Source organism: Shinella curvata (assembly GCF_022899935.1).
GTDB classification, from domain to species: Bacteria; Pseudomonadota; Alphaproteobacteria; order Rhizobiales; family Rhizobiaceae; genus Shinella; species Shinella curvata.
In genome coordinates, this window is record NZ_JALJCJ010000002.1 from 177,395 (window position 1) to 198,292 (window position 20,898).

General features: G+C 63.6%; 20 protein-coding genes. 11 read left to right on the forward strand and 9 right to left on the reverse strand.

What is annotated here, in order from left to right; genetic code table 11:
• The first annotated feature begins 19 nt into the window (after positions 1–19).
• The 3 genes from MUU55_RS06820 to MUU55_RS06830 are packed head-to-tail and all read left to right on the forward strand — an operon-like array spanning position 20 to position 2,636.
• The gene (locus MUU55_RS06820) at positions 20–1,540 is read left to right on the forward strand and encodes a Ppx/GppA phosphatase family protein (RefSeq protein ID WP_244760034.1); all 1,521 of its coding nucleotides are present in this window, start codon (positions 20–22) and stop codon (positions 1,538–1,540) included.
• Positions 1,537–2,253, forward strand: coding sequence for an RlmE family RNA methyltransferase (locus MUU55_RS06825; RefSeq protein WP_244760035.1), 717 nt, complete (start codon positions 1,537–1,539; stop codon positions 2,251–2,253). The genes MUU55_RS06820 and MUU55_RS06825 overlap by 4 nt, the downstream gene beginning before the upstream one ends.
• A complete protein-coding gene (locus MUU55_RS06830) occupies positions 2,253–2,636 on the forward strand; it encodes a VOC family protein (RefSeq protein WP_244760036.1) in 384 nt (127 codons plus the stop codon). The genes MUU55_RS06825 and MUU55_RS06830 overlap by 1 nt, the downstream gene beginning before the upstream one ends.
• Positions 2,637–2,641: 5 nt before the next feature.
• Here the strand turns inward: MUU55_RS06830 and MUU55_RS06835 are convergent, their stop codons facing one another.
• Complete coding sequence (locus tag MUU55_RS06835) at positions 2,642–4,051, reverse strand: DHA2 family efflux MFS transporter permease subunit (RefSeq protein WP_244760037.1); 1,410 nt, start codon at positions 4,049–4,051, stop codon at positions 2,642–2,644.
• A 197-nt stretch (positions 4,052–4,248) separates the two neighbouring features.
• Here MUU55_RS06835 and MUU55_RS06840 point away from each other — a divergent pair, with 197 nt between their 5' ends.
• From MUU55_RS06840 to MUU55_RS06860, 5 genes are all read left to right on the forward strand, one after another.
• A complete protein-coding gene (locus MUU55_RS06840; protein ID WP_244760038.1) occupies positions 4,249–5,244 on the forward strand; it encodes an MBL fold metallo-hydrolase in 996 nt (331 codons plus the stop codon).
• A 182-nt stretch (positions 5,245–5,426) separates the two neighbouring features.
• Positions 5,427–6,923, forward strand: a complete 1,497-nt coding sequence (gene guaB, locus MUU55_RS06845; protein ID WP_244760039.1) for an IMP dehydrogenase — start codon at positions 5,427–5,429, stop codon at positions 6,921–6,923.
• 139 nt (positions 6,924–7,062) lie between these two features.
• On the forward strand, positions 7,063–7,425 hold the full coding sequence (locus MUU55_RS06850; RefSeq protein ID WP_280518883.1) for a hypothetical protein: 363 nt from the start codon (positions 7,063–7,065) through the stop codon (positions 7,423–7,425).
• A gap of 98 nt (positions 7,426–7,523) precedes the next feature.
• Positions 7,524–7,943 (forward strand): MAPEG family protein, encoded by a 420-nt coding sequence (locus MUU55_RS06855; RefSeq protein ID WP_244760040.1) that lies wholly within the window; start codon positions 7,524–7,526, stop codon positions 7,941–7,943.
• Between the two features lie 176 nt (positions 7,944–8,119).
• A complete protein-coding gene (locus tag MUU55_RS06860) occupies positions 8,120–8,476 on the forward strand; it encodes a hypothetical protein (RefSeq protein ID WP_244760041.1) in 357 nt (118 codons plus the stop codon).
• Positions 8,477–8,536: 60 nt separating this feature from the next.
• On the opposite strand, the gene MUU55_RS06865 is transcribed toward MUU55_RS06860, so the two are convergent.
• On the reverse strand, positions 8,537–9,112 hold the full coding sequence (locus MUU55_RS06865; RefSeq protein WP_244760042.1) for a GNAT family N-acetyltransferase: 576 nt from the start codon (positions 9,110–9,112) through the stop codon (positions 8,537–8,539).
• On the reverse strand, positions 9,106–10,059 hold the full coding sequence (locus MUU55_RS06870) for a LysR substrate-binding domain-containing protein (RefSeq protein ID WP_244760043.1): 954 nt from the start codon (positions 10,057–10,059) through the stop codon (positions 9,106–9,108). The genes MUU55_RS06865 and MUU55_RS06870 overlap by 7 nt, the downstream gene beginning before the upstream one ends.
• A gap of 276 nt (positions 10,060–10,335) precedes the next feature.
• Between MUU55_RS06870 and MUU55_RS06875 the strand changes: the two genes are divergently transcribed.
• A complete protein-coding gene (locus MUU55_RS06875) occupies positions 10,336–10,632 on the forward strand; it encodes a DUF1127 domain-containing protein (RefSeq protein ID WP_244760044.1) in 297 nt (98 codons plus the stop codon).
• Positions 10,633–10,954: 322 nt separating this feature from the next.
• Entirely contained in the window at positions 10,955–13,204 is a 2,250-nt protein-coding gene (locus tag MUU55_RS06880) for a methyl-accepting chemotaxis protein (RefSeq protein WP_244760045.1), read from the forward strand.
• Between the two features lie 3 nt (positions 13,205–13,207).
• On the opposite strand, the gene MUU55_RS06885 is transcribed toward MUU55_RS06880, so the two are convergent.
• The 6 genes from MUU55_RS06885 to MUU55_RS06910 form a co-directional block, all read right to left on the reverse strand.
• Entirely contained in the window at positions 13,208–14,047 is an 840-nt protein-coding gene (locus MUU55_RS06885) for a DUF937 domain-containing protein (RefSeq protein ID WP_244760046.1), read from the reverse strand.
• Positions 14,048–14,223: 176 nt separating this feature from the next.
• Complete coding sequence (locus MUU55_RS06890) at positions 14,224–15,597, reverse strand: glutamate--cysteine ligase (RefSeq protein ID WP_244760047.1); 1,374 nt, start codon at positions 15,595–15,597, stop codon at positions 14,224–14,226.
• 170 nt (positions 15,598–15,767) lie between these two features.
• Positions 15,768–16,505: a 16S rRNA (uracil(1498)-N(3))-methyltransferase gene (locus MUU55_RS06895; RefSeq protein ID WP_244760048.1), complete on the reverse strand. Its 738-nt coding sequence runs from the start codon at positions 16,503–16,505 to the stop codon at positions 15,768–15,770.
• Between the two features lie 10 nt (positions 16,506–16,515).
• Entirely contained in the window at positions 16,516–18,015 is a 1,500-nt protein-coding gene (locus tag MUU55_RS06900; protein WP_244760049.1) for an inorganic phosphate transporter, read from the reverse strand.
• Between the two features lie 69 nt (positions 18,016–18,084).
• Positions 18,085–18,600, reverse strand: a complete 516-nt coding sequence (locus MUU55_RS06905; protein WP_244760050.1) for an NUDIX hydrolase — start codon at positions 18,598–18,600, stop codon at positions 18,085–18,087.
• 80 nt (positions 18,601–18,680) lie between these two features.
• Positions 18,681–19,475 carry a FadR/GntR family transcriptional regulator gene (locus MUU55_RS06910; RefSeq protein WP_244760051.1) on the reverse strand — a complete coding sequence of 265 codons (795 nt, stop codon included), beginning with the start codon at positions 19,473–19,475 and terminating at the stop codon, positions 18,681–18,683.
• Between the two features lie 142 nt (positions 19,476–19,617).
• On the opposite strand from MUU55_RS06910, the gene MUU55_RS06915 reads away from it, so the two are divergent.
• Positions 19,618–20,895 (forward strand): DUF3422 family protein, encoded by a 1,278-nt coding sequence (locus tag MUU55_RS06915; RefSeq protein WP_244760052.1) that lies wholly within the window; start codon positions 19,618–19,620, stop codon positions 20,893–20,895.
• The last annotated feature ends 3 nt before the right edge of the window (positions 20,896–20,898 follow it).

Genomic DNA, 20,898 nt, shown 5'->3' on the forward strand with positions numbered 1-20,898 from the left:
CGGCGCCATAGGCAGTAACGTGAACGACCCCGACCGCGGCGAAAAGCCGTCCGTTTCCGGGGCGCGAGTCGCGGACGATACGGGACGACCCAAGCGGTCGCGCCGTCGCAAGGGCAAGCAGAAGGGCGCAAGCTCCGCTGCCGTTTCCCCGTCCGCAGGCCAGGCAGCCGGGTTGTCCCCAGCTGCCGAGCGCCCTCAGACCGCACCCAGCGGCACAAATGCGCGCCGGAACAAGCGCCGCAAGCACGCCAAGAGCGTCGGCGCCGAGAATGTGCGTCCGCTTGCGCCCGTCGGCCAGCGCGAAGGCGTCCAGCAGAAGCCGGCCGATGGCCATAAGGGACGGCGCAAACATCGCGGCCGGAAATCCGGTGCGCGCGCCGTGTCGGGTCCAAGCTCCGTGCCGGTCGCCGCAGAGGCCATCGCCGAGCCGCGGCCCGTCGTGCAGGAACCGCGCCGCGAGGCCGCACCGCCGCGGGCTGTCGAGCGCGAGGCCTATGATGCGCCGCTCTATGCCGCGCTCGACCTCGGCACCAACAATTGCCGCCTGCTGATCGCCCAGCCGACACGGCCGGGCCAGTTCCGCGTCGTTGATGCGTTTTCCCGCATCGTGCGACTGGGCGAGGGACTTGCGGCCAGCGGCCGTCTTTCCGACGAAGCGATGGACCGCTCGGTCGAGGCGCTGAAGATCTGCGCCGCGAAACTGAAGACCCGCAACATCCGCCGCGCCCGGCTGATCGCCACGGAGGCCTGCCGTGCGGCGACGAACGGCGAAAGCTTCCTCGAACGGGTGAAGCTGGAGACCGGGCTCGATCTCGAAATCATCAACCGCGAGACGGAAGCACGGCTTGCCGTGTCCGGCTGCTCGTCGCTGGTCGGGCGCGAGGCGAAATCCGTCGTGCTGTTCGATATCGGTGGCGGCTCGTCGGAAATCGCGGTCATTCGCATCGGCGACAACCGCTCCAGCCGGCTTGCCAACCACATCACGCACTGGACCTCGCTGCCGGTCGGCGTCGTCACGCTGTCGGAGCGTCATGGCGGGCGGGATGTCACGCCGGAAAGTTTTCAAGGCATGGTCTCGGAAGTCGAGGGCATGCTGGCGAATTTCGATTGCCCCTCCGAAAGCGCCTATGCGCCGGAGGATTTCCACCTCATCGGCACGTCAGGCACCGTGACGACGCTGGCCGGCGTGCATCTCGATCTGCCGCGCTACGATCGCCGCCGCGTCGATGGCGTGTGGCTGTCGGACGACGAGGTCACGGCCATGCAGGCGCGGCTGCTGTCCTGGGATTTTACGGCCCGTGCGGCCAATCCCTGCATCGGGCCCGACAGGGCCGATCTCGTGCTCGCCGGCTGCGCTATCCTGGAGGCGATCCGCAAGCGCTGGCCATCGCGACGGATGCGCGTCGCCGACCGCGGCTTGCGGGAAGGCCTGCTCACCGACATGATGGCCGACGATGGCGTCTGGCGCCGTGGTCGCCACCGCCGCAACAACCGCAGCGCTCCCCGGTATCCGGCAAAGCCCGAAGGACAGGCGTCATGACCAAGCCCCCCATCGGCCGCAAGCTCGGCCAGAAGGTCAAAAAGGGCAAGCTTAAGGCCTCTTCCCGCCGCTGGCTGGAGCGCCATATCAACGATCCCTATGTGCAGCGCGCCAAGCTGGAAGGCTATCGCGCCCGCGCGGCGTTCAAGCTCCTGGAGATCGACGAGAAGCATCATATTCTCGATGGCGCCCGTCGCATCATCGACCTCGGCGCTGCGCCGGGAAGCTGGTCGCAGATCGCCGCCAAGGTGACGAATTCCACCGATGCCGATCCGCGTGTCGCGGCCATCGACTTCCTGGAAATCGATCCGCTGCCGGGCGTTCGCATCCTGCAGATGGATTTTCTCGAGCCCGACGCGCCGGAAAAGCTGATCGAGGCGGTCGGCGGCACGCCGAACCTCGTCATATCGGACATGGCGGCGCCGACCACCGGCCATCGCCAGACGGACCACATCCGCACTATGCACCTGTGCGAAGTCGCGGCGCATTTCGCAATCGAGGTTCTGGCGGAGGGCGGCCACTTCCTGGCAAAGACCTTCCAGGGCGGCACGGAGCGCGAGCTGCTCAATCTGCTCAAGCAGAATTTCAAGCAGGTCATCCACGTGAAACCGGGCGCCTCGCGCGCCGAATCGGTGGAGATGTTCCTGCTCGCCAAGGGCTTCAAGGGCCGCAAGGCGCGCGACGAGGCGACTGAAGCCGAAGAGGAGGCGTGATGCTTCTCTACACCACGGTCGGCACCAACGATCTCGAACGCGCCGGCCGCTTCTACGATGCCATCCTGCCGTTGATAGGCTATCGCCGCCAAAAACAGGCCTCCGATGAAATCGGCTATGCGGCGGAGGACGACGTGCGTTGCCGCTTTTGGGTGGTGGAGCCGTTCAATCGCGAGCCCGCCACCTTCGGTAACGGCGTGACCATCGCCTTCGACGCGCCGACACGCGCCTCGGTCGATGCGTTCCACGCGGCGGCTCTCGCACAGGGCGGCACGGACGAGGGTGCGCCGGGCATCCGCCCGTTCCATGCCAATTTCTACGCGGCCTTCGTGCGCGACCACGACGGCAACAAACTCGTCGCCGTCTGCGAAAAGCCGGAATAAGCTTCCTACTTCACCGCAATCGTTTCCTCTTCCTCTCCGCCCATGCGATGGCCGGAGACGGAGGCGCCAGCATTTTTCGCCATGGTGAGGAAGGGGAGTGCCGCGAGCAGGGTGATGGCGGAGATCACCATGAAGGCGATCTGGAAGTCGCGCAGTTCGAGCGGCGAGCCGGTCAACGCGGTCTCGATTTCCAGGATCGCGCCTGCGACGGCGACACCCATGGCCAGGCTCATCTGCTGAAGCACGGCGCTCATCGCGGTCGCCTTGCTGGCATCCGCGTCGGGAATGTCGGCGAAGGAGAGCGCGTTCACGCTGGTGAAGAAGAACGAGCGCACGAAGCCGGCGATCAGCAAGACGCCTGCGATGAACCAGAAGGGCGTCGTGGGTGTGAAGAGCCCGTTCGCGAAGGTCAGCGCCGCGCCGAAGATGCTGGCGGCAATCAGCGTGGTGCGGAAACCGGCAACCGTCAGGACCCGCTTGGCGATGACCTTGGTGGTGATCGCGCCGATCGCGCCGGTGAAGGTGACGAGGCCGGACTGGAAGGGCGTGAGGCCGAAGCCGACCTGCAGCATCAGCGGCATGAGGAAGGGCACGGCGCCAATGGAGATGCGAAACAACGTGCCGCCTATGGCGGCGGCGCGGAAGGCGCTGTCGCGGAAGAGCTTGAGGTCGAGCAGCGGCGTCGGGTGGCGTCGGGCGTGACGCACGTAGAGCACCCCGCAGACGAGGCCGATGAGGGTCGCGACGATACCGATAACCGGCGGAAGCGCCGGCAAGCTGATCACGGAAAGGCCGAACATCGTGCCGGATGCCGCCACCGCGCTGAGGAAGAAGCCCGTCCAGTCGAGCGGCGGCGGTGCCGCAGCGCGGATTTCCGGCAGATAGATGCCCGAGAGGATATAGCCGATGATGCCGACCGGCACGTTGATCAGAAAGATCCAGTGCCAGGAGAAATAGGTGGTGATGAAGCCGCCGAGCGGCGGGCCGGCGAGTGGTCCGACGAGGGCGGGAATGGTGAGCAGCGCCATGGCCGAGACGAGTTCGGACCGCGAGGTGGAGCGCACCAGCACGAGGCGGGCGACCGGCGTCATCATCGCCCCGCCCATGCCTTGCAGGAAGCGCGAGACGACGAAGGCGATGAGGCTGTCGGCAACGGCACAGAGAATGGAACCGGCGACGAAGACCAGGATGGCCAGGCGAAAGATGCGCTTGGCGCCGAAGCGGTCCGCCATCCAGCCGGAAAGCGGAATGAAGGTGGCGAGCGACACCATATAGGCGGTCAGCGCGAGCTTCAGCGTGATCGGGCCCACACCGAGATCGGCGGCGATGGCCGGCAGCGAGGTGGCGATGACGGTGGAATCCATCTGCTCCATGAAGAGCGCGACGGCGAGAATGAGGGGGACGATACGGTTCATCGGCAAATCGGGGTAGGAGGCCCTCGTGTAGGCCCATCCGTCTTCTGCGCCCCGCATTGCCGTCTGTCAAATCCTGGGGATCACAAGGCCGTGATTCCACGGGACGGGATCGTGACAGCGCCCTAGATCGTCGCGTGTCATCCTCACGTCGACGCCGGCTCCTATAACGGCGAAACGTTTTTCAGAAGGGAAGATCCATGGCAGACCATTCGACAATCTCGCGCCGGTCCTTGTTTCTCGCCGCAGGCGTGACGACATTGGCCGCACCGCTGCTGATGAACCGCGCGGGCGCCCTTGCACAAACCGAAAGCGATGCCACCGATATGCGTGTAAGCCCTCTCGAAGCCCGCAGCTTCAAACTCGGCAGTTTCCGCGTGCTGGCCATTCGTGATGGTATGCGCGCCTCCGACAAGCCGAACGAGACCTATGGCCTCAACCAGTCTGCCGAGGCCGTCGGCGCACTTCTGACGGAAAATTTCCTGCCGGCGGACAAGTTCGTCAACAGCTTCACCCCGACGCTTGTCGATACGGGTTCGGAAGTCGTGCTGTTCGACACCGGCATGGGCGAGGGCGGGCGCGAGGCCGGCATGGGCCGTCTTCTCGAGGGCCTGAAATATGCCGGTTATACGGCCGACCAGATTTCTGTCGTCGTCATCACCCATATGCATGGCGATCATATCGGCGGGCTGATGGAGGGCGGCAAGCCGGCCTTCCCGAATGCGCGCTACGTCACCGGCCGCACGGAATATGATTTCTGGGTCAACCCGGAGCGTATGGGCACGCCGGCCGAGCAGGGGCATCAGGGCGTGCTGGCCAAGGTACAGCCGCTTGCCGAAAAACTGACCTTCATCGAGGATGAGGGGCAGGTGGTGCCCGGTATCACCGGCCTCAACGCCTTCGGCCATTCGCCAGGCCACATGATCTTCCGCGTCGAATCGGAAGGCCGCGCGCTGATCCTGACGGCTGACACCGCCAATCACTATGTGCTCTCCCTCCAACGCCCGGACTGGGAGGTGCGCTTCGACATGGACAAGGGGCAGGCTGCCGCGACGCGCAAAAAGGTCTTCGACATGATCGCGGCCGACAGGCTCGCCTTCCTCGGCTACCACATGCCCTTCCCGGCGGCGGGGTTCGTCGAGAAGGCCGGCGAGGGCTATCGCTTCGTGCCTGTCAGCTATCAGCTCGATCTCTGAGCACACCACCTGTGTGCAGGATGAGGCCCGGAAGGCATTCCGGGCTTTTTGCTATTTCCAAGCCGTCATGAACGTGTTACCAGCCCTCGCCAACTTCCAAGAATTTCTTGCAAGCGACCGAGGCGGACATCTCCCAATGTTCCCCTTGGTGCGTAAGCTTTACCCTGAAGGAACTTGGCCCCATGGCGCGCATCATTGAAACGGCAACCGGTCTCGAAGCCCTGACCTTCGACGACGTTCTCCTGCAACCCGGTCACTCCGAGGTCATGCCGGGCCAGACGAACATCGCGACCCGCATCGCCCACGATTTCGAGCTCAACCTGCCGATCCTTTCGTCGGCCATGGACACGGTGACGGAAAGCCGTCTTGCCATCGCGATGGCGCAGGCTGGCGGCCTCGGCGTCATCCACCGCAACCTGACGCCCGCCGAGCAGGCCGAGGAAGTCCGTCAGGTCAAGAAGTTCGAAAGCGGCATGGTCGTCAATCCCGTGACGATCGGCCCGGATGCTACGCTCGCCGACGCGCTGTCGCTGATGAAGTCGCATGGCATTTCCGGCATTCCGGTCGTCGAGAATGGCGGCAACGGCAAGGCCGGCCGCCTCGTCGGCATCCTGACGAACCGTGACGTGCGCTTCGCTTCCGACCAGAGCCAGAAGATCTACGAACTGATGACCCGTGAGAACCTCATCACGGTGAAGGAAAGCGTCGACCAGCAGGAAGCCAAGCGCCTCTTGCACATGCACCGCATCGAAAAGCTGCTGGTGGTCGATGGCGACGGCCGTTGCGTCGGCCTCATCACGGTCAAGGACATCGAGAAGTCGCAGCTCAACCCGAATGCCTCGAAGGATGCGCAGGGCCGCCTGCGTGCCGCCGCCGCGATTTCCGTCGGCGATGACGGCTTCGAGCGTGCTGAGCGCCTGATCGACGCCGGCGTCGATCTCATCGTCGTCGATACCGCGCATGGCCATTCGCAGCGCGTTCTCGACGCCGTCGGCCGCGTCAAGAAGCTCTCCAACTCCGTTCGCATCATGGCCGGCAATGTCGCAACGGCTGATGGCACGAAGGCGCTGATCGATGTCGGTGCGGATGCCGTCAAGGTCGGTATCGGTCCGGGCTCGATCTGCACCACGCGCATCGTCGCCGGCGTCGGCGTGCCGCAACTCGCGGCCATCATGTCGTCGGTCGAGGCCGCGCAGGCCCAGGGCATTCCGGTCATCGCCGATGGCGGCATCAAGTTCTCCGGCGACCTTGCCAAGGCGATCGCCGCCGGCGCTTCGGCCGTCATGGTCGGCTCGCTGCTCGCCGGCACGGATGAAAGCCCGGGCGAAGTGTTCCTCTACCAGGGCCGTTCCTTCAAGGCTTATCGCGGCATGGGCTCCGTCGGTGCTATGGCGCGTGGCTCGGCAGACCGCTACTTCCAGGCAGAAGTGCGCGACACGCTGAAGCTGGTGCCCGAGGGCATCGAAGGCCAGGTGCCGTACAAGGGGCCGGTCTCGGGCGTGCTGCATCAGCTGGCCGGTGGCCTCAAGGCCTCCATGGGCTATGTCGGCGGCAAGGACCTCAAGGAATACCAGGAGCGCGCCACCTTCGTGCGTATCTCCGGCGCCGGCCTGCGCGAAAGCCATGCGCATGACGTCACGATCACCCGCGAGAGCCCCAATTATCCGGGCGCTGTCTGATCGCCCTGTCAAAAATGGACACCTTGAATGCCCGGCTTGCCGGGCATTTTTGTTTCAGGGGGCGCTCAGGCCTGTTCCGTTTTTCCAAGCATGCGCTAGGATCAGCCAAGGCAATAATGCCTGTTATCTGGGGGATATCATGAAGACGTTTTTGGCTGGTGCCGTTCTGGCCCTGGGGCTGGTTTCGTCCGCGCATGCGCAGACGGTCAGCGCCGGTACCTACAATGTCGAGGGCACCAATCTCGATGGCTCCGCCTACAAGGGCACGGCGACGATCGAGCTGACGAGCGAGACGACCTGCTCGATCGAATGGCAGACCGGCGGAACCACCTCGAACGGCATCTGCATGCTCTATGGCGATGCTTTTGCAGCCGGCTATGTTCTCGGTGATGCCGTCGGCCTCGTCGTATACCAGGTCAAGGGCAACGGCTTGCTGGAAGGCGCCTGGACGATCAGCGGCAAGGACGGCTCGGGCACAGAGAACCTGACCCTGCAGCAGTAAGCCTCTCCCCTTCGGCTTGTCGCAAAGGTCGTTTCCGGTTGAGCCTTCAGCCGGAAACCCCTATCAAGGGGCCCGAAACGACAAGCCGAAGGATAAACATGTCTCCCACGGAAGCCACGATCTGGCCCGTCATCGCGCATGTCGCGCTGATCTTCGTTCTCTATTTCCTCTTGTCCTCGCGTCGTATGGGCGCGGTGAAATCGGGGCAGGCAAAACCCGAACAGTTCCGGGAGAACCGGGACGAGCCGGCGGAAAGCGTGACCGTCCGCAACGCCATCGCCAACCAGTTCGAACTGCCCGTTCTGTTCTATGTGGTCAGTGTCTTTCTCTATCTCGTCGATGCGGACAATCCCGTGACTGTCGCCGGCGGCTGGCTGTTCGTCGCGCTGCGCTACGCCCATGCCTATGTGCATGTCACGAGCAACCGCCTGCGCTATCGCCGGCCGCTGTTCATCGCAGGGTTCGCGGTCGTCGGCCTCCTGTGGATCTGGCTTGGCGTCTGGCTCGCCTTCACCTGAGTGTTCGTCGGTCCTGAATAAAGCAAAGCACTGATCCGTTTGAGAAAACGGGGCCGGGTTCTGACCGATCCGGCCCCGTTCTTATTAGGGGCAACAGCACCATCGCAATCCGAAGGCCAAGCAAAATATTGCGGCATCCGGCGTGCGATATCATCACTCACAACGGGATCATCTTCGTGACATCTCTCGCGATCAGAACGTTCGCCGCCCTTGCTGCGGCGGCCATGCTCATCTCTGTGCCTGCCGCTTACGCTGCCGGCCAGAAGTTCGATATCAAGAACGACTCCGAATACATCATCGACGGCTTCTATACCGGCGAGGGCGGCGAATGGAGCGCCAACTGGATGAATTTCAAGCTCAATGGCGGCGAAAGCGCCAATATGGAGTTCAACTACGACGGCCCGTGCGACATCGAATTCTATGTCACCTGGGAAGCCGAGGATGGTTCAAGCATCAAGGGCGACGAGACGACGATCAACATCTGCGAAGCCAGCACCATCTATTTCGACGGCAAGCAGGCGACCTACGACTGATCGTATTCATCGCAGGATAGGATAGAACGGACCCCCGGCATGGCAGCATGCCGGGTTTTTTTATGGCGTGGTGATGTCGAGCCGCATGGCGCAGCGCGTGTCGCGCCGCAGACCGTGGGCATCCTCGAGATCGAGCAGATCCCGCAGGCGCGGCGAAAGTGCCTCCTCCTCCAGCATGCGAAACCCGAGCCGCTCGTAGAACGGGCAATTCCAGGGAATGGTGCGGAAGGTGGTGAGCGTGACGGCCTCGAGGCCTTGCCGCGTTGCGCTGTCGATCGCGTATGCGATCAGCTTGCGGCCGATGCCGAAACCCTGATGCAGGTGGTCGACGGAGATTTCGCAGATATGCAGGTCCCGGCCGGAAATCTCCGCGCTCAGGAAGCCGAGCGGATGATCGCCATCATCGACGGCCACCCAGTTCGTTCCGGCCGCAAGGAGCGCGTGATGCACCTCCGCACTCTGCACCTCGCCGACCGCAAGCCAGGAAAAGGCTTCGATCAGCCGAAAAGCCTGCGCGGCCGAGCGCTCGATCTGGCGCAGCGCCTCTACATCGGCGTCGCGTACAGGGCGGATCGTCACGCCGGTCGGGCCGGACTTGACGAGGGGAACGCCGTCCAGCGGCAGCTGCGTTACCATCCCGGCAGGATATTCCCGGTCCGCAGGCGCGCCACGCGCGGGAAGACTTTAACATCCGCCTCCGGCAGCTCATCGGCCGCCGCCAACGGCGTGATGTTGTCGAGGCAGGCGGTGATGTGGCTGGTGATGGCATTTGACAGCGACGGCGAAAGGCCCGGCCGGCGCATGATGCCGATCTGGACGGGGGCAAGCGGCGGAAAACCGTCCGCCTGCGTCAGCACCTTCATGCCGGGTCGCAGCGCTGATTCCGGCAGCACCGAGACGGCCATGCCGGCCATTACCGCCGCCGCGACGACGGTGGAGGACCAGCTGGTGAACAGAACCTGATAGTCGCGCCCGACGGAATCGAGCGCCGCGCAGGCGATCTGCCGCCACTGGCAATCCCGCCGCCCCACGGCAAGCGGCACTGGCGCGTTTTCCGGCAGCGGATGATTGGCCGACATCACCCAGCAGAGCGGCTCGGTGCGCACCACGTCCGAATGGCGCTGGCGCGGATTGTGTGTCACCAGCGCGATGTCAAGTTCGCCCTTGGCCATCTTCTCCGCGAGGTCCACCGAGGGCTCGCAGACGATGTAGAGCTCGACATTCGGATGGGTTTTCGCAAACCGCATGATGATCTCAGGCATGTAGCGGTCGGCATAGTCATCCGGGGTGCCGATACGCAACATGCCTTCCAGGCGGTTGTCGTCGAAGGCGGCGATCGCTTCGTTGTTGAGGCGCAGCATGCGGCGCGCGTAGTTCAACAGGCGCTCGCCCTCGGCGGTCAGGCGGTTGCCGCGCCCGTCTTTCATGAAGAGCTGTTTGCCGATGCGTTCTTCCAGACGGCGCATCTGCATGGAAACGGCTGACTGGGTCTTGAACACCCGCTCGGCCGCGCGCGTGAAACTTCCGGTATCGGCAATCGCGACGAAGGTCTGCAGCTGGTCGATGTCTAGCGGAGCGGACATAAAGTCACCCATAAGATTGTTTGATTGATACTATTAGAAACATTCGTTGGACTGATCAATGAGATTCTGCGAAAAAGCAATTGTTGAACGATAGGTCTCAAGTTGATCCATCGCTCGACGGGATATGCCGTCCAGCTCCGACCTCCGCCGGACGGCTCTTCTTCAACCATTATTTTTTGAACCGCCGCTCAAACCCTGTGAGCGGCGAATGATCACGGGCGTCTGCGAAGCCCCATCGAAGGACGATGGATCGCCGAGCCGGAAAGGAGAAATGCCATGCGCATGATCGACCGCAAGATGGAAATCGATATCCTCGCAACGCGCCGTCCGGCCCCGAACCTCTTTGCCCGCGTCAGCAATGCCGCCGCCAAATTTGTCCGCGCATGGCAGAACCGTCGCGTGATCAACCGCCTGAATGAACTCGACGACCACCAGCTCTACGATATGGGGCTGTGCCGCAGCGACGTTCAGGACGTCCGCGCCGCATCCTTCTTCACGGATGCCGGCCTGCATCTGACGATCGCCTCGCGCGAACGCGCCCGTCGTCACCTGCGCAGCGGCCGTCTGGATTGATTTTCGATGGTGCCAGCCTGGCTCCCGGGGTGGCGCCACAGCATTGATGCAATTCCGGACGCAAAACCGCCTCACGCGTTTGCTGGAATTGTTTGACTTCCCCGCAGGGTGAGAGCCAATAACCCTGCCGCTTGCCCGGCGTGCGACTCCCAAGGTCCGCGTCGGGCATTTTTCATTCATTTCTCGCCAGATCCACTTTACCTAAGGTAAACCCCGCTCGGCTACCGTTCAGCTGGCAGCCGCGAAAACCACGTTCGCGGGCATGATGCTGTCTGCCGATCCGGATGAGCCGGACCAACACCTTGTTGCTGGACGGATCGCCATGCGGATTTCGCGTAAACTGCCCCTTGCTGCTGCCGTGCTCACGCTTCTTTCCATCGGCGCCGCCAGCGCCGTGTCGCTGGTCGTGTCGGGTGAAACCGTCACCGGGCAAGTGATGCAGAAGCTGGAGGCGACGGCCGATGGCCGGCGCAACGAGGCGCGCGCCTATCTCGACGGCATGAAGCTCGATCTGATCAGCCTTGCCTCGGCCATGCCGACGACGCAGGCCTTCTACGGCTTTGCCGGCGCCTGGGGCGCTCTCGGCAAGGACCCGGCAGGCGAACTGCATGACCGTTACATCAAGAACAATCCGAACCCGCCGGGCGAGCGCGCATTGCTCGATACCGCGAAGAAGGACAATTTCGACCGTTCGCACAAGCAGTATCACGTCACCTTCCGCAAGCACCTGGAATCGCAGGGCTATGCCGATCTCTACATGATCGATCCCAAGGGCAACGTGCTCTATTCCGTGTCGAAGGCCGAGGACTTCGGCACGAACGTTCTGACCGGTCCCTACAAGGACAGCGGCCTGACGGCTGCGTTCAACGATGCCATGGCGCTGAAGGAGCCGGGCAAGATCGTCTTCTCGGATTTCTCCGAATATGCCGCACTTGGCGGCGCACCGGCCGCCTTCGCTGCCGCGCCCATCACCATGAACGGCCGTACGCTCGGCATCATGGCGATCCGCGTGCCGAACGCCAAGATCGACGCCATCTTCGGCAACAGCAAGGGCCTTGGCGAGACCGGTGAAACGGTGCTGGTGCGCGGCGACGGCACGGTGCTGACCGATTCCGCCCGCACACCGGAAGCCGATGCCTTGCAGATCCGCCTCGATATCGCCGGCCTGCCGGTCGGCAGCGAAACCTATGGCGTCATCAAGGATGCCTCCGGCGCGGATCTCTATGCCGCAGCCTCGCCGTTGTCCTTCGGCGGCGCCGAATGGTCTGTCATCGCCAAGATGTCGAAGGCTGAAGCCACGGCCGGCCTGATGCGCGGCACGTTTATCGTGCTGGGTCTCACGGCGGCAATCATCGGCCTTGCCATTCTGGCAGCCATTCTGTTCTCCCGCGCTTTGACGCGGCCGATCCACCAGCTGGTGAAGGCGATGACGGAGCTTGCCGCCGGCAACACCGACATTGCCCTGCCGAAGGAAAACCGTGCCGACGAGATCGGCGACATGGTGCGCTCCGTCGCCGTCTTCCGTGCCGCCGTGCTGGAAAAGGAAGCGCTGGAACGTGCGACGGCCGAAAACCGCGATCATGCCGCCCGCGAACAGCAGGCGCAGGAAGCGGCCAAGGCCGAGCAGGAGCGGCAGGTGCAGGATGCCGTCGAAACGCTCGGTGCCGCGCTGGAACGCCTCTCCGCCGGCGACCTCTCCACCGTCATCCAGCATGAATTCGCCGAAGGGCTGGACGAGCTACGCGTCGATTTCAACACCTCGGTGCGCCGCCTTGCCGAAACCATCGCCGCCGTCTCCTACAATGCCCGCTCGATCGACGGCAAGGTCGCCCATGTCGATACCGCCACCCGCGACATCGCCGCGCGTACGGAAAGCCAGGTCGAGGCGCTGGAGCGCACGACCGAAGCCGTCAGCCAGATGATGCAGGCGATCCGCAGCTCCACCGAGCGCGCCGATCAGGCCTCGCGCATGGCGACGGAGGCCAAGGGCAGCACGGACCTGTCCGGCCGCGTCGTCTCGCATGCGGTATCCGCGATGGAGCGCATCGAAGGCGCGTCGCGCGAAATCTCAAGCATCATCAATGTCATCGACGAGATCGCCTTCCAGACGAACCTTCTGGCGCTGAATGCCGGGGTGGAAGCGGCAAGGGCAGGGGAAGCCGGCAAGGGCTTCGCGGTCGTCGCGCAGGAGGTGCGCGAACTGGCGCAGCGTTCGGCCAATGCCGCCAAGGACATCAAGGCGCTGATCACCAAGTCGGGCGTCGAGGTGGCCAAGGGTGTCGATCTCGTGCAGCAGACCGGTGCGGCTTTGTCGGGCATTGCCGAGCAGGTGACGCGCATCAACGACCACATCCATTCGATTGCCGCCGCCGCGAACCAGCAATCGTCCAGCCTCGGCGATATCAGCCGCTCGATGAATGCGATGGAGCAGGTGACGGCGCAGAACCGTCAGGCGGTCTCGCAAACGGCGGCCGGCATGTCCGGCCTTGCGGGCGACACCCGCTCGCTCGCCGCTATTGTTGAACGCTTCAATGTGCCGGCCGAGGCGGGCCGCACGCGGGCTGCGGCGTAAGCCTCAGCCCTTCTGGCCGGTCGTGTCCATGCCGTTGCGCATCGTCTCGAAGATCGATTCGATGTTGCGCTGGTAGTCCTTCTGCATGTCGAGACCGGTGTCGAACATGGTGTTGACGAGAGTCTTCAGCGAAGCCGCCGGTGTTGCCTCTGGGGCCGCAGCCTTTTCGCTTGCCGTCGGCTGGCCGGCCATGCTGCCCATCATGTCCTGAAACGCCTTGGCGAAGGGGTTGTCGGTGAAGGGATTGGCGGGCGCTTCGTCCTTCTTCTTGCCGAAGAATTCCTGTGCGGCCTGCGTGAACGGATTGTCGGTGAAGGGGTTCACCGGCTCCGGCTTCTTGGCAAAACCCGTCGCCTCAGCCCATTGCTGCATCATGTCGGCGAAGGGATTGGCCTGCGCAGCGCCCGCGCCGGGGAAGAACGGCGCAAACGACTGCTTGAAGATGCCGCCCATCAGCGTGCTCGCCATGACCGGAAGCATCTGCTTGTAGATTTCCTGGCCGATGCCGGTCATCTGCGCCGCCTGGTCGGCGATGGCGCGGGACACATCCTTGTTGCCGAAGAGATGGCCGAGAATGCTGTTTCCTTCGGCAAGGCCCTGCGGGGTGAAAGCCTTGGAGACGTCCTCAAAATATTTGGCGTGTTCGCCCGTGGTCAGCGCCGTCATGAAGGCCGCCATGTCATAGGGATTGGCGGCGTTGCGCTTGAAGCCCTCGGAAAAGGCCGGCATCAGCGCGGCAACGGCCTTGGCGGCCTGTTCCTGCGCAAGCCCGAACTGGCGTGCCATGGTCTCCACGGCATTGCCGTTCTGCGCCTGCATCATCATGTCGTAAAGCGAAAGCATTTTGGTGTCCTTCCCCCCGAGCGTTTCCGCGGGCCGTGGAAATGCTCTGATTTTTTGTTATCGCATTGTCCGGGCCGAAGCGGTAACGCTTCAGCTGGAAATGCTCTGCAGGCACATGCATGTGCCTGCACTATAACGGGAATTCTATCCACGCAAACCGCTTTTTGGCGTGATGCTCAGTACTGGTAGTCCGTGAAGACCGGCTCGACGGAACCGTTCCAGCGGCCGTTGTAGAGCGCCAGCATGTCCTCGGCGAGCGTCGCCTTCTTGGCCAGCACTTCATCCAGCGGGGCAAGGAAGATCGTCTCGTCCACGCCGTCGCCATTCAGGCGGGCGCGGGCGGCGAGGCCCTGGCGCGAGATCGAAACCACTTCGCGGGCGACGTCGATCAGCGGCTTGCCGCGGAAGTCGGCCTTGAGGCCTTGTGCGGGGACCGCATCGCGCAATGCGGAGACTTCCTCGACCGTCCAATCGCGCGTCAGGCTTTCGGCGGCATCGAGCGCGCCGTCGTCATAGAGCAGGCCGACCCAGAAGGCCGGCAGGGCACAGATGCGGCGCCACGGGCCGCCATCGGCGCCGCGCATTTCAAGGAAGCGCTTCAAGCGCACATCCGGGAAGAGCGTCGAGAGGTGGTTGGTCCAGTCGCCGATATTGGGTTCGTAGTCCGCGATCTCGCCCTTCAGCGCGCCGTTCATGAACTGGCGGAAGGTGACGTGGGTGCAGTCGTGATACTTGCCGTCGCGCACGACGAAATACATGGGAACGTCGAGCGCCCATTCGACATAGTTCTCGAAGCCGAAATCCGGCTTGAAGGCGAACGGGATGAGGCCGGCGCGGTTGTTGTCGGTGTCGCGCCAGATGTCGCCGCGCCAGGAGAGCAGGCCGTTCGGCTTGCCGTCGGTGAAGGGCGAGGAGGCGAAGAGCGCAGTCGCCATGGACTGCAGCTTCAGCGATACCTGCATCTTGCGGCGCATGTCGACTTCCGAGGAGAAGTCGAGGTTCACCTGGATCGTGCAGGTGCGATACATCATATCGAGACCCTGGCTGCCGACCTTCGGCATGTAGCGGGTCATGATGTCGTAGCGGCTTTTCGGCATGCGGGGCGTTTCGGGGAACGTCCATTTCGGGCTGCCGCCCATGCCGAGGAAACGGATGCCGAGTGGCTCGGCGATCTCGCGCAGCGTTGCGAGGTGCTGGTTGGATTCCTTGCAGGTCTGGTGCAGCGTTTCGAGCGGCGCGCCCGAAAGCTCGAACTGGCCGCCGGGCTCTAGCGAGATCGCGCCCATGCCGGAGGGTTCGGCAAGACCGATGATGTGGCCGGCGTCGATGATCGGCTCCCAGCCGGTCTTTTCCTGCATGCCGTTCAGCAGCGCGGAAATGCTGGCATCGCCAAAATAGGGAACGGGACTGTTATCGGCCGTAAAGAAGACGAATTTCTCGTGCTCGGTGCCGATGCGGAACCTTTCCTTCGGCTTGTTGCCGTCGGCGAGGTATTCCGCCATGTCCGCGACGGTGCGGATCGGCGTCTGGTCGGTGGTATCACGGGCCATGGGCGTCTTCTTCTGAACGGATGGCGCCCGGCGGAACGTCGGGCATGGGAGGGTGCTTGGACCGGAAATAGATGCGGTGCAAGCGAATTCCTTTCAAGGCAGATTCAAAAAATCCCATTCGACTTTTCAGGAAAAATCTTCCTTGTGCATCGGCCCCGACGCAAAATTGCCTAATGCCAATCGCCGATCGCCGCCTGGATGACCGCCATGGCCGCGACCGCCGCCGTATCGGCGCGCAGGATGCGCGGGCCGAGCGGAATGGGCGTGACGAAATCGAGATTGCGCAGCAACGTGCGTTCCTCGTCGGAAAACCCGCCTTCCGGCCCGACGAGCAGGGCCAGCTTGCGCTCCTTGATGCCTTGCAGCACCGGCAGCGGGTTCTGGCTGCCATGGCCCTCGTCGCAGAAGATGATGCGGCGCTCGTGCGGCCAGTCGGCAAGCAGGTCGTCCAGCTTGCGCGGCGCGGCAACGGTGGGGATGGCAAGGATGCCGCACTGTTCCGCAGCCTCGGTCGCATTCGCCTCCAGCCGCTCGATGCTGGTGATCTTGCCTTGCACATGCTGGGTCATGACGGGTTGCAGCACGCCTGCCCCCATCTCGACGGCCTTCTGCACGAGATAATCCAGCCGGCCGACCTTCAGGGGCGCGAAGAGATAGTGCAGGTCCGAGGGCGCCGGCTGTGGCCGGGTCTGTTCGGTCGGCGTCAAAAGCAGGCGCTTGCGGGTCGGCAGCGACAGCGTGGCATGCCACTCGCCGTCGCGCCCGTTGAACAGCAGCACCGCATCGCCGTCGCCCATGCGCAGCACATTGGTGAGGTAGTGGAAATGGTCCTTCGAGGCCTCGAAGGCCTGGCCCGCGGCAAGGGCGCCGCCGACGAAGAGCCGCTGCATCCGGTAATTGGCACGCATGATCTTGATCTCAGGTGAAGAGTGCGTTGAGCGCGAGGAAGACGAGGGCCGAGAGCATCGCGGAGACAGGCAACGTCACGATCCAGGCCGAGATGATCGTCATGAAATGCGAGCGGCGCACGAGGTAGCGCCGACGTGTCTCGTCGAGGTTCGCCGGCGGTTCCTCGGGTGCAATGCCGTTGCCGCGGCTGCGGATGTAATCGATGCGGCGCTGGGAATTGCGTGTGTACCATTCGCGAAAGAGACCGACGCCGAAAACCGCGCCGACGGCGATATGCGTGGAGGAAACCGGAATGGCAAACGCCGAGGCCGTTAGCACGGCGACGGCGGAGGACAGCGCCACGCAGAAGGCGCGCATCGGGTTGAGCTTGGTGATCTCGTTACCGACGATGCGGATGAGGCGCGGGCCGAACAGCAGCAGGCCGAGCGAAATGCCGAAGGCGCCGATGACCATCACCCAGAGGGGAATAACCGCCTCGCCGCCGCTGCCGGAGCGCAGTGCGGAGACGACGCCGTAGAGCGGACCGACGGCGTTCGACACGTCGTTGGCGCCGTGGGCAAAGGAGAGCAGCGCTGCCGAACAGATCAGCGGAATGCGAAAGAGCGTGCGCAGCGACTGGTTGCGATTGTCGAGTCCGTCCGCTGTGCGGCGAACGATCGGGCGGGTGACGACATAGGTGGCGATGCCGAAGCCGAGGCCCATGAGGAGCGCTTTGCCGATCGGAACATCATAAAAGCCGTTCGTGCCGCCATTGACGAGAAAAGCCGCGAAGGAGCCGGCCATGACGGCGACGAGCACGGGAACCCAAGTCTTGGCCGCTTCGATCTTGTCCTCACGGTAGATAATGAATTCCTTGATGAAATAGAGAAAGGCTGCCGCGATCACGCCGCCGAGGATCGGCGAGACGGTCCAGCTGACGACGATCACGGCAATGGCGTCCCACTGAACGCTGTGGAAGCCGCTTGCCGCTGCACCCGCACCGATGACGCCGCCGATGATGGAATGGGTGGTGGAGATCGGCGCATTGGCGAGTGTGGCGATGTTGATCCACAGGGCTGCGGAAATAAGGGCCGCCATCATTGCCCAGGCGAAGACGTCGGGGTTGGGGAACAAGGCCCGATCGATGATGCCCGACGCGACGGTTTGCGCAACGCCCTGGCCGGCCAGAAGCGCGCCTGCGATTTCGAAGACGGCAGCGATAATGAGCGCCACGCCCATGCTCATGGCGCGCGCGCCGACGGCAGCGCCGACATTGTTCGTCACGTCGTTGGCGCCGATATTCATGGCCATGTAAGCGGCCAGCGCCGCGGTGACGGCGACGACGAGGACGCCAGGCGTGCCGGTGGCATAGGTGTTGGCGACGGCCATGGCGATCAAGAGGAAGACCAGGGCAATGCCGACACCCGTCCAGGACCGCAGCACGAAGTGCGTGGCCTGTTCGGTGAAAGTCAGTTTTTCCAGATCCTTGTCCAGCGTCGGCTTGCGTAGCCGGACCTGAGAATTCGCCATTCATGCTGCTCCGTAATTGCCAAAAGGCAGTATCGCCTCAGGGCATCGGCGGCAATATGATGATATGCGCTATTGGGCGCCGGTCGTGCCGTTTTTGGCCGGGGGATTGATGCCAGAGAGGATTTTCTGCTCGAAGGCAAGAAGCAGCGCCTTGAGGCCTGGCTCGTGTACGCGGGAGGCGGCCTCGGTGCAGTCGACCCACTCGGCGCGGCGCTCGCCCTTTTCCGGAAAATTCTTGCTGATGTCGTCCACTTCGAGCGCGAAGACGCGCACGCGGCAATCGACCTTCAATCCTTCCGGCATGCCCTTCATGTAACGATAGCTGCCGATCGATTCATCGGCGACCTTGCCCTTCACGCCGGCCTCTTCCCAGGCTTCACGGGCGGCGGCCGCCGCTGCGCTCTTGCCATCCATGGGCCAGCCCTTGGGGATGACCCAGCGACCGGTGTCGCGGCTGGTGATGAGGAGGACTTCGACCGCCGAATTCTTCTTCTTCAGCCGATAGCACAGCGCGCCATACTGTTCCTTGCACGGTCTGCGGAACATGAGCTGGACGTCACTGGCGAGGCGGTTGAGAATGTTCAAGGTCTTTTTGTTCCTCTTGCGGCACAAAGCTGCCGAGTCGTTTATCGACCATCATGCTTGCGTGAGATTTGCGGCGCAAGTCAGGCTTGTGGGGGGGAACCGCGTTTTTGCATGCGCAGTTGCGAAATTCTCTGCCATTCCCCACTGCGTTCGGCATCGCGGATTGCGACGGCGATATAGTCCATATGCGCCTGGGCGGCTTTTCTGGCCGCATTTCCGTCGCCGGCCATGACGGCCGCATAGATCGCCTCGTGCTGCGCAAGGAGGTGGCCGCGCGCTTCTTCGGAGGAGAAGACGAGATGGCGGTGGAAGAAGATACCCTGCGCCAGCAGCCGGTAACACGCGCGCAGCGTGTGCAGCAGGACGATATTGTGCGCGGCTTCGCCGATTGCGTTGTGCAACTCCACGTCGGCCTCGAGCTCTGCGTCGAATGAGCCGCTTTGATGGGCTGCGCGCATCGCCTGCATGATGCGGGTCAGCATCTGCCGGTCGTATTCTGTGGCGCGGCGGGCGGCGAGCTCGGCGGTGATGCCTTCAAGCTCCCGCCGGTACTCGACATAGTCCTCCGTCGCCCGCTGGTGCCGGGCGATGAGATCGACGACCGGACGGGAAAATACCTGCCCGATGATGTCGGCGACATAGGTGCCGTCGCCGTGCTGGCTGATCAGCAATCCGCGATTTTCCAGCTCCTTCAGCGCATCGCGCAGGATCGGACGCGACACGTCTAATCGCCGGGAAAGCTCGCGTTCGCCGGGCAGCCGGTCGCCGTCGCGCAAGACGCCTTCGAGCAGCAAAAGCTCGATCTGCCGCACGACCTCGTCGGCGGTGCGGCTGTGGCTGATGCGGGCAAAAAGGTCGAACGGCGTTTCGGTCACTCCGCAAGTGTATCAATCGGCGCGGAAACTGGTCAATAATCTTGTCCACTCTATTCCGATGGCCTGCGTCAATGCGCCCTATCTCTCGGTGCCTGACATTTGTTAAGACTATGCTGTTGCACGAAGGGGGGCAGTGCGGAACATGGGTAAGGGAAGCTTCGCCTTTCCGCAGGCGACTGCGCGTGCGCAGGCGCTCGGGGAAATACATTCGCGACCGTATGCGCTCGTGCCGTCGCCGCGCGTGATCTTCCAGCTTGCCTTCCTGACCGAGGGTGGTTCGGCGGTCGATCATGCCGTGATGGGCGAACTGTCACGTTCGCGCGGCATCTCGCCGCCGGGGCGCGACTCCAGCCATCATGCGCTGAGCTGGGGGCAGGGCACGCTGCGCTGGGAGCGGCATACGGAATTCTCGACCTATTTCTGGGACGGCCCGGTGCCGGAGAAGTTCGGCGGTGAAGTGCCTGTCCACCCGTTCGGCGACAGCTTTTCGCCACCCGGTACGCTGATTTCCGGCATTCGGCTGGAAATCCGCCCGGATACGCCTGACACCCGCGAGGCGATTGCCTGCTTCGACCCGACGAGCCTCTGTTACAGCGAGATCAAGAATGGCCAGGGCGTCGTGCTCACCGACTTTCGCCAGGACGGCGACGGGCTGACGCAGATCCTCGTCATCGATCGCGGCATGACGGAGGCCGGGCGCGGCGCGCTCGTCCAGCGCCTGCTCGACATTGAAACCTACCGCACGCTCGCCATGATGGGTCTGCCGCTTGCCCAGTCGCTGTCGCCCGACATCCGGCGCATCGAGGACGGGCTGACCGGCATTACCAATGCCATGAAGCAGCACGCCCGCGACAAGGCTGACGAACTCTTGACCGAGATCACCCGTCTTGCCGCCGAGCTGGAGGCGAATGCCGCGCTCAGCCTCTACCGGTTCGGCGCCAGCCGCGCCTATTACGGCATCGTGCAGGAGCGTATCCGCACGCTCGCCGAGACGGCCGTGCCCGGCTACGAAACGCTCGGTTTCTTCCTCGAGCGTCGCTTGGCGCCGGCCATGCGCACCTGTCAATCGGTCGAGGAACGGCAGGCGAACCTGTCACGCAAACTCGCGCGGGCGACGGCGCTGTTGCGCAGCTGGATCGACGTGGAACTGGAACAGCTCAATACGACGCTGCTGAATTCGATGGACCGACGTGCCAAGCTGCAGCTGCGTCTGCAGCAGACCGTCGAAGGCCTCTCGGTCGCCGCGATCTCCTACTATGTCATCGGCCTCTTCGGCTATGTGGCGAAAGCGGCGCACGGCCTCGGGCTGGAGGTGAAGCCGGAGACGCTGACCGGCATCGCGGTGCCCTTCGTCATCGTCGGCATGTGGTTGCTCGTCCGCGCGATCCGCAACAGGCATGCTGAAGAGGACAAGCATTAGATT

Coding starts and splice junctions, on each gene's coding strand:
- MUU55_RS06840 (WP_244760038.1), top strand. CDS start 4,249: ATGGCAGACCATTCGACAATCTCGCGCCGGTCCTTGTTTCTCGCCGCA.
- MUU55_RS06850 (WP_280518883.1), top strand. CDS start 7,063: ATGAAGACGTTTTTGGCTGGTGCCGTTCTGGCCCTGGGGCTGGTTTCG.
- MUU55_RS06835 (WP_244760037.1), bottom strand. CDS start 4,051: ATGAACCGTATCGTCCCCCTCATTCTCGCCGTCGCGCTCTTCATGGAG.
- MUU55_RS06915 (WP_244760052.1), top strand. CDS start 19,618: ATGGGTAAGGGAAGCTTCGCCTTTCCGCAGGCGACTGCGCGTGCGCAG.
- MUU55_RS06880 (WP_244760045.1), top strand. CDS start 10,955: ATGCGGATTTCGCGTAAACTGCCCCTTGCTGCTGCCGTGCTCACGCTT.
- MUU55_RS06875 (WP_244760044.1), top strand. CDS start 10,336: ATGCGCATGATCGACCGCAAGATGGAAATCGATATCCTCGCAACGCGC.
- MUU55_RS06895 (WP_244760048.1), bottom strand. CDS start 16,505: ATGCGTGCCAATTACCGGATGCAGCGGCTCTTCGTCGGCGGCGCCCTT.
- MUU55_RS06890 (WP_244760047.1), bottom strand. CDS start 15,597: ATGGCCCGTGATACCACCGACCAGACGCCGATCCGCACCGTCGCGGAC.
- MUU55_RS06870 (WP_244760043.1), bottom strand. CDS start 10,059: ATGTCCGCTCCGCTAGACATCGACCAGCTGCAGACCTTCGTCGCGATT.
- MUU55_RS06865 (WP_244760042.1), bottom strand. CDS start 9,112: ATGGTAACGCAGCTGCCGCTGGACGGCGTTCCCCTCGTCAAGTCCGGC.
- MUU55_RS06885 (WP_244760046.1), bottom strand. CDS start 14,047: ATGCTTTCGCTTTACGACATGATGATGCAGGCGCAGAACGGCAATGCC.
- MUU55_RS06825 (WP_244760035.1), top strand. CDS start 1,537: ATGACCAAGCCCCCCATCGGCCGCAAGCTCGGCCAGAAGGTCAAAAAG.
- guaB (WP_244760039.1), top strand. CDS start 5,427: ATGGCGCGCATCATTGAAACGGCAACCGGTCTCGAAGCCCTGACCTTC.
- MUU55_RS06830 (WP_244760036.1), top strand. CDS start 2,253: ATGCTTCTCTACACCACGGTCGGCACCAACGATCTCGAACGCGCCGGC.
- MUU55_RS06900 (WP_244760049.1), bottom strand. CDS start 18,015: ATGGCGAATTCTCAGGTCCGGCTACGCAAGCCGACGCTGGACAAGGAT.
- MUU55_RS06855 (WP_244760040.1), top strand. CDS start 7,524: ATGTCTCCCACGGAAGCCACGATCTGGCCCGTCATCGCGCATGTCGCG.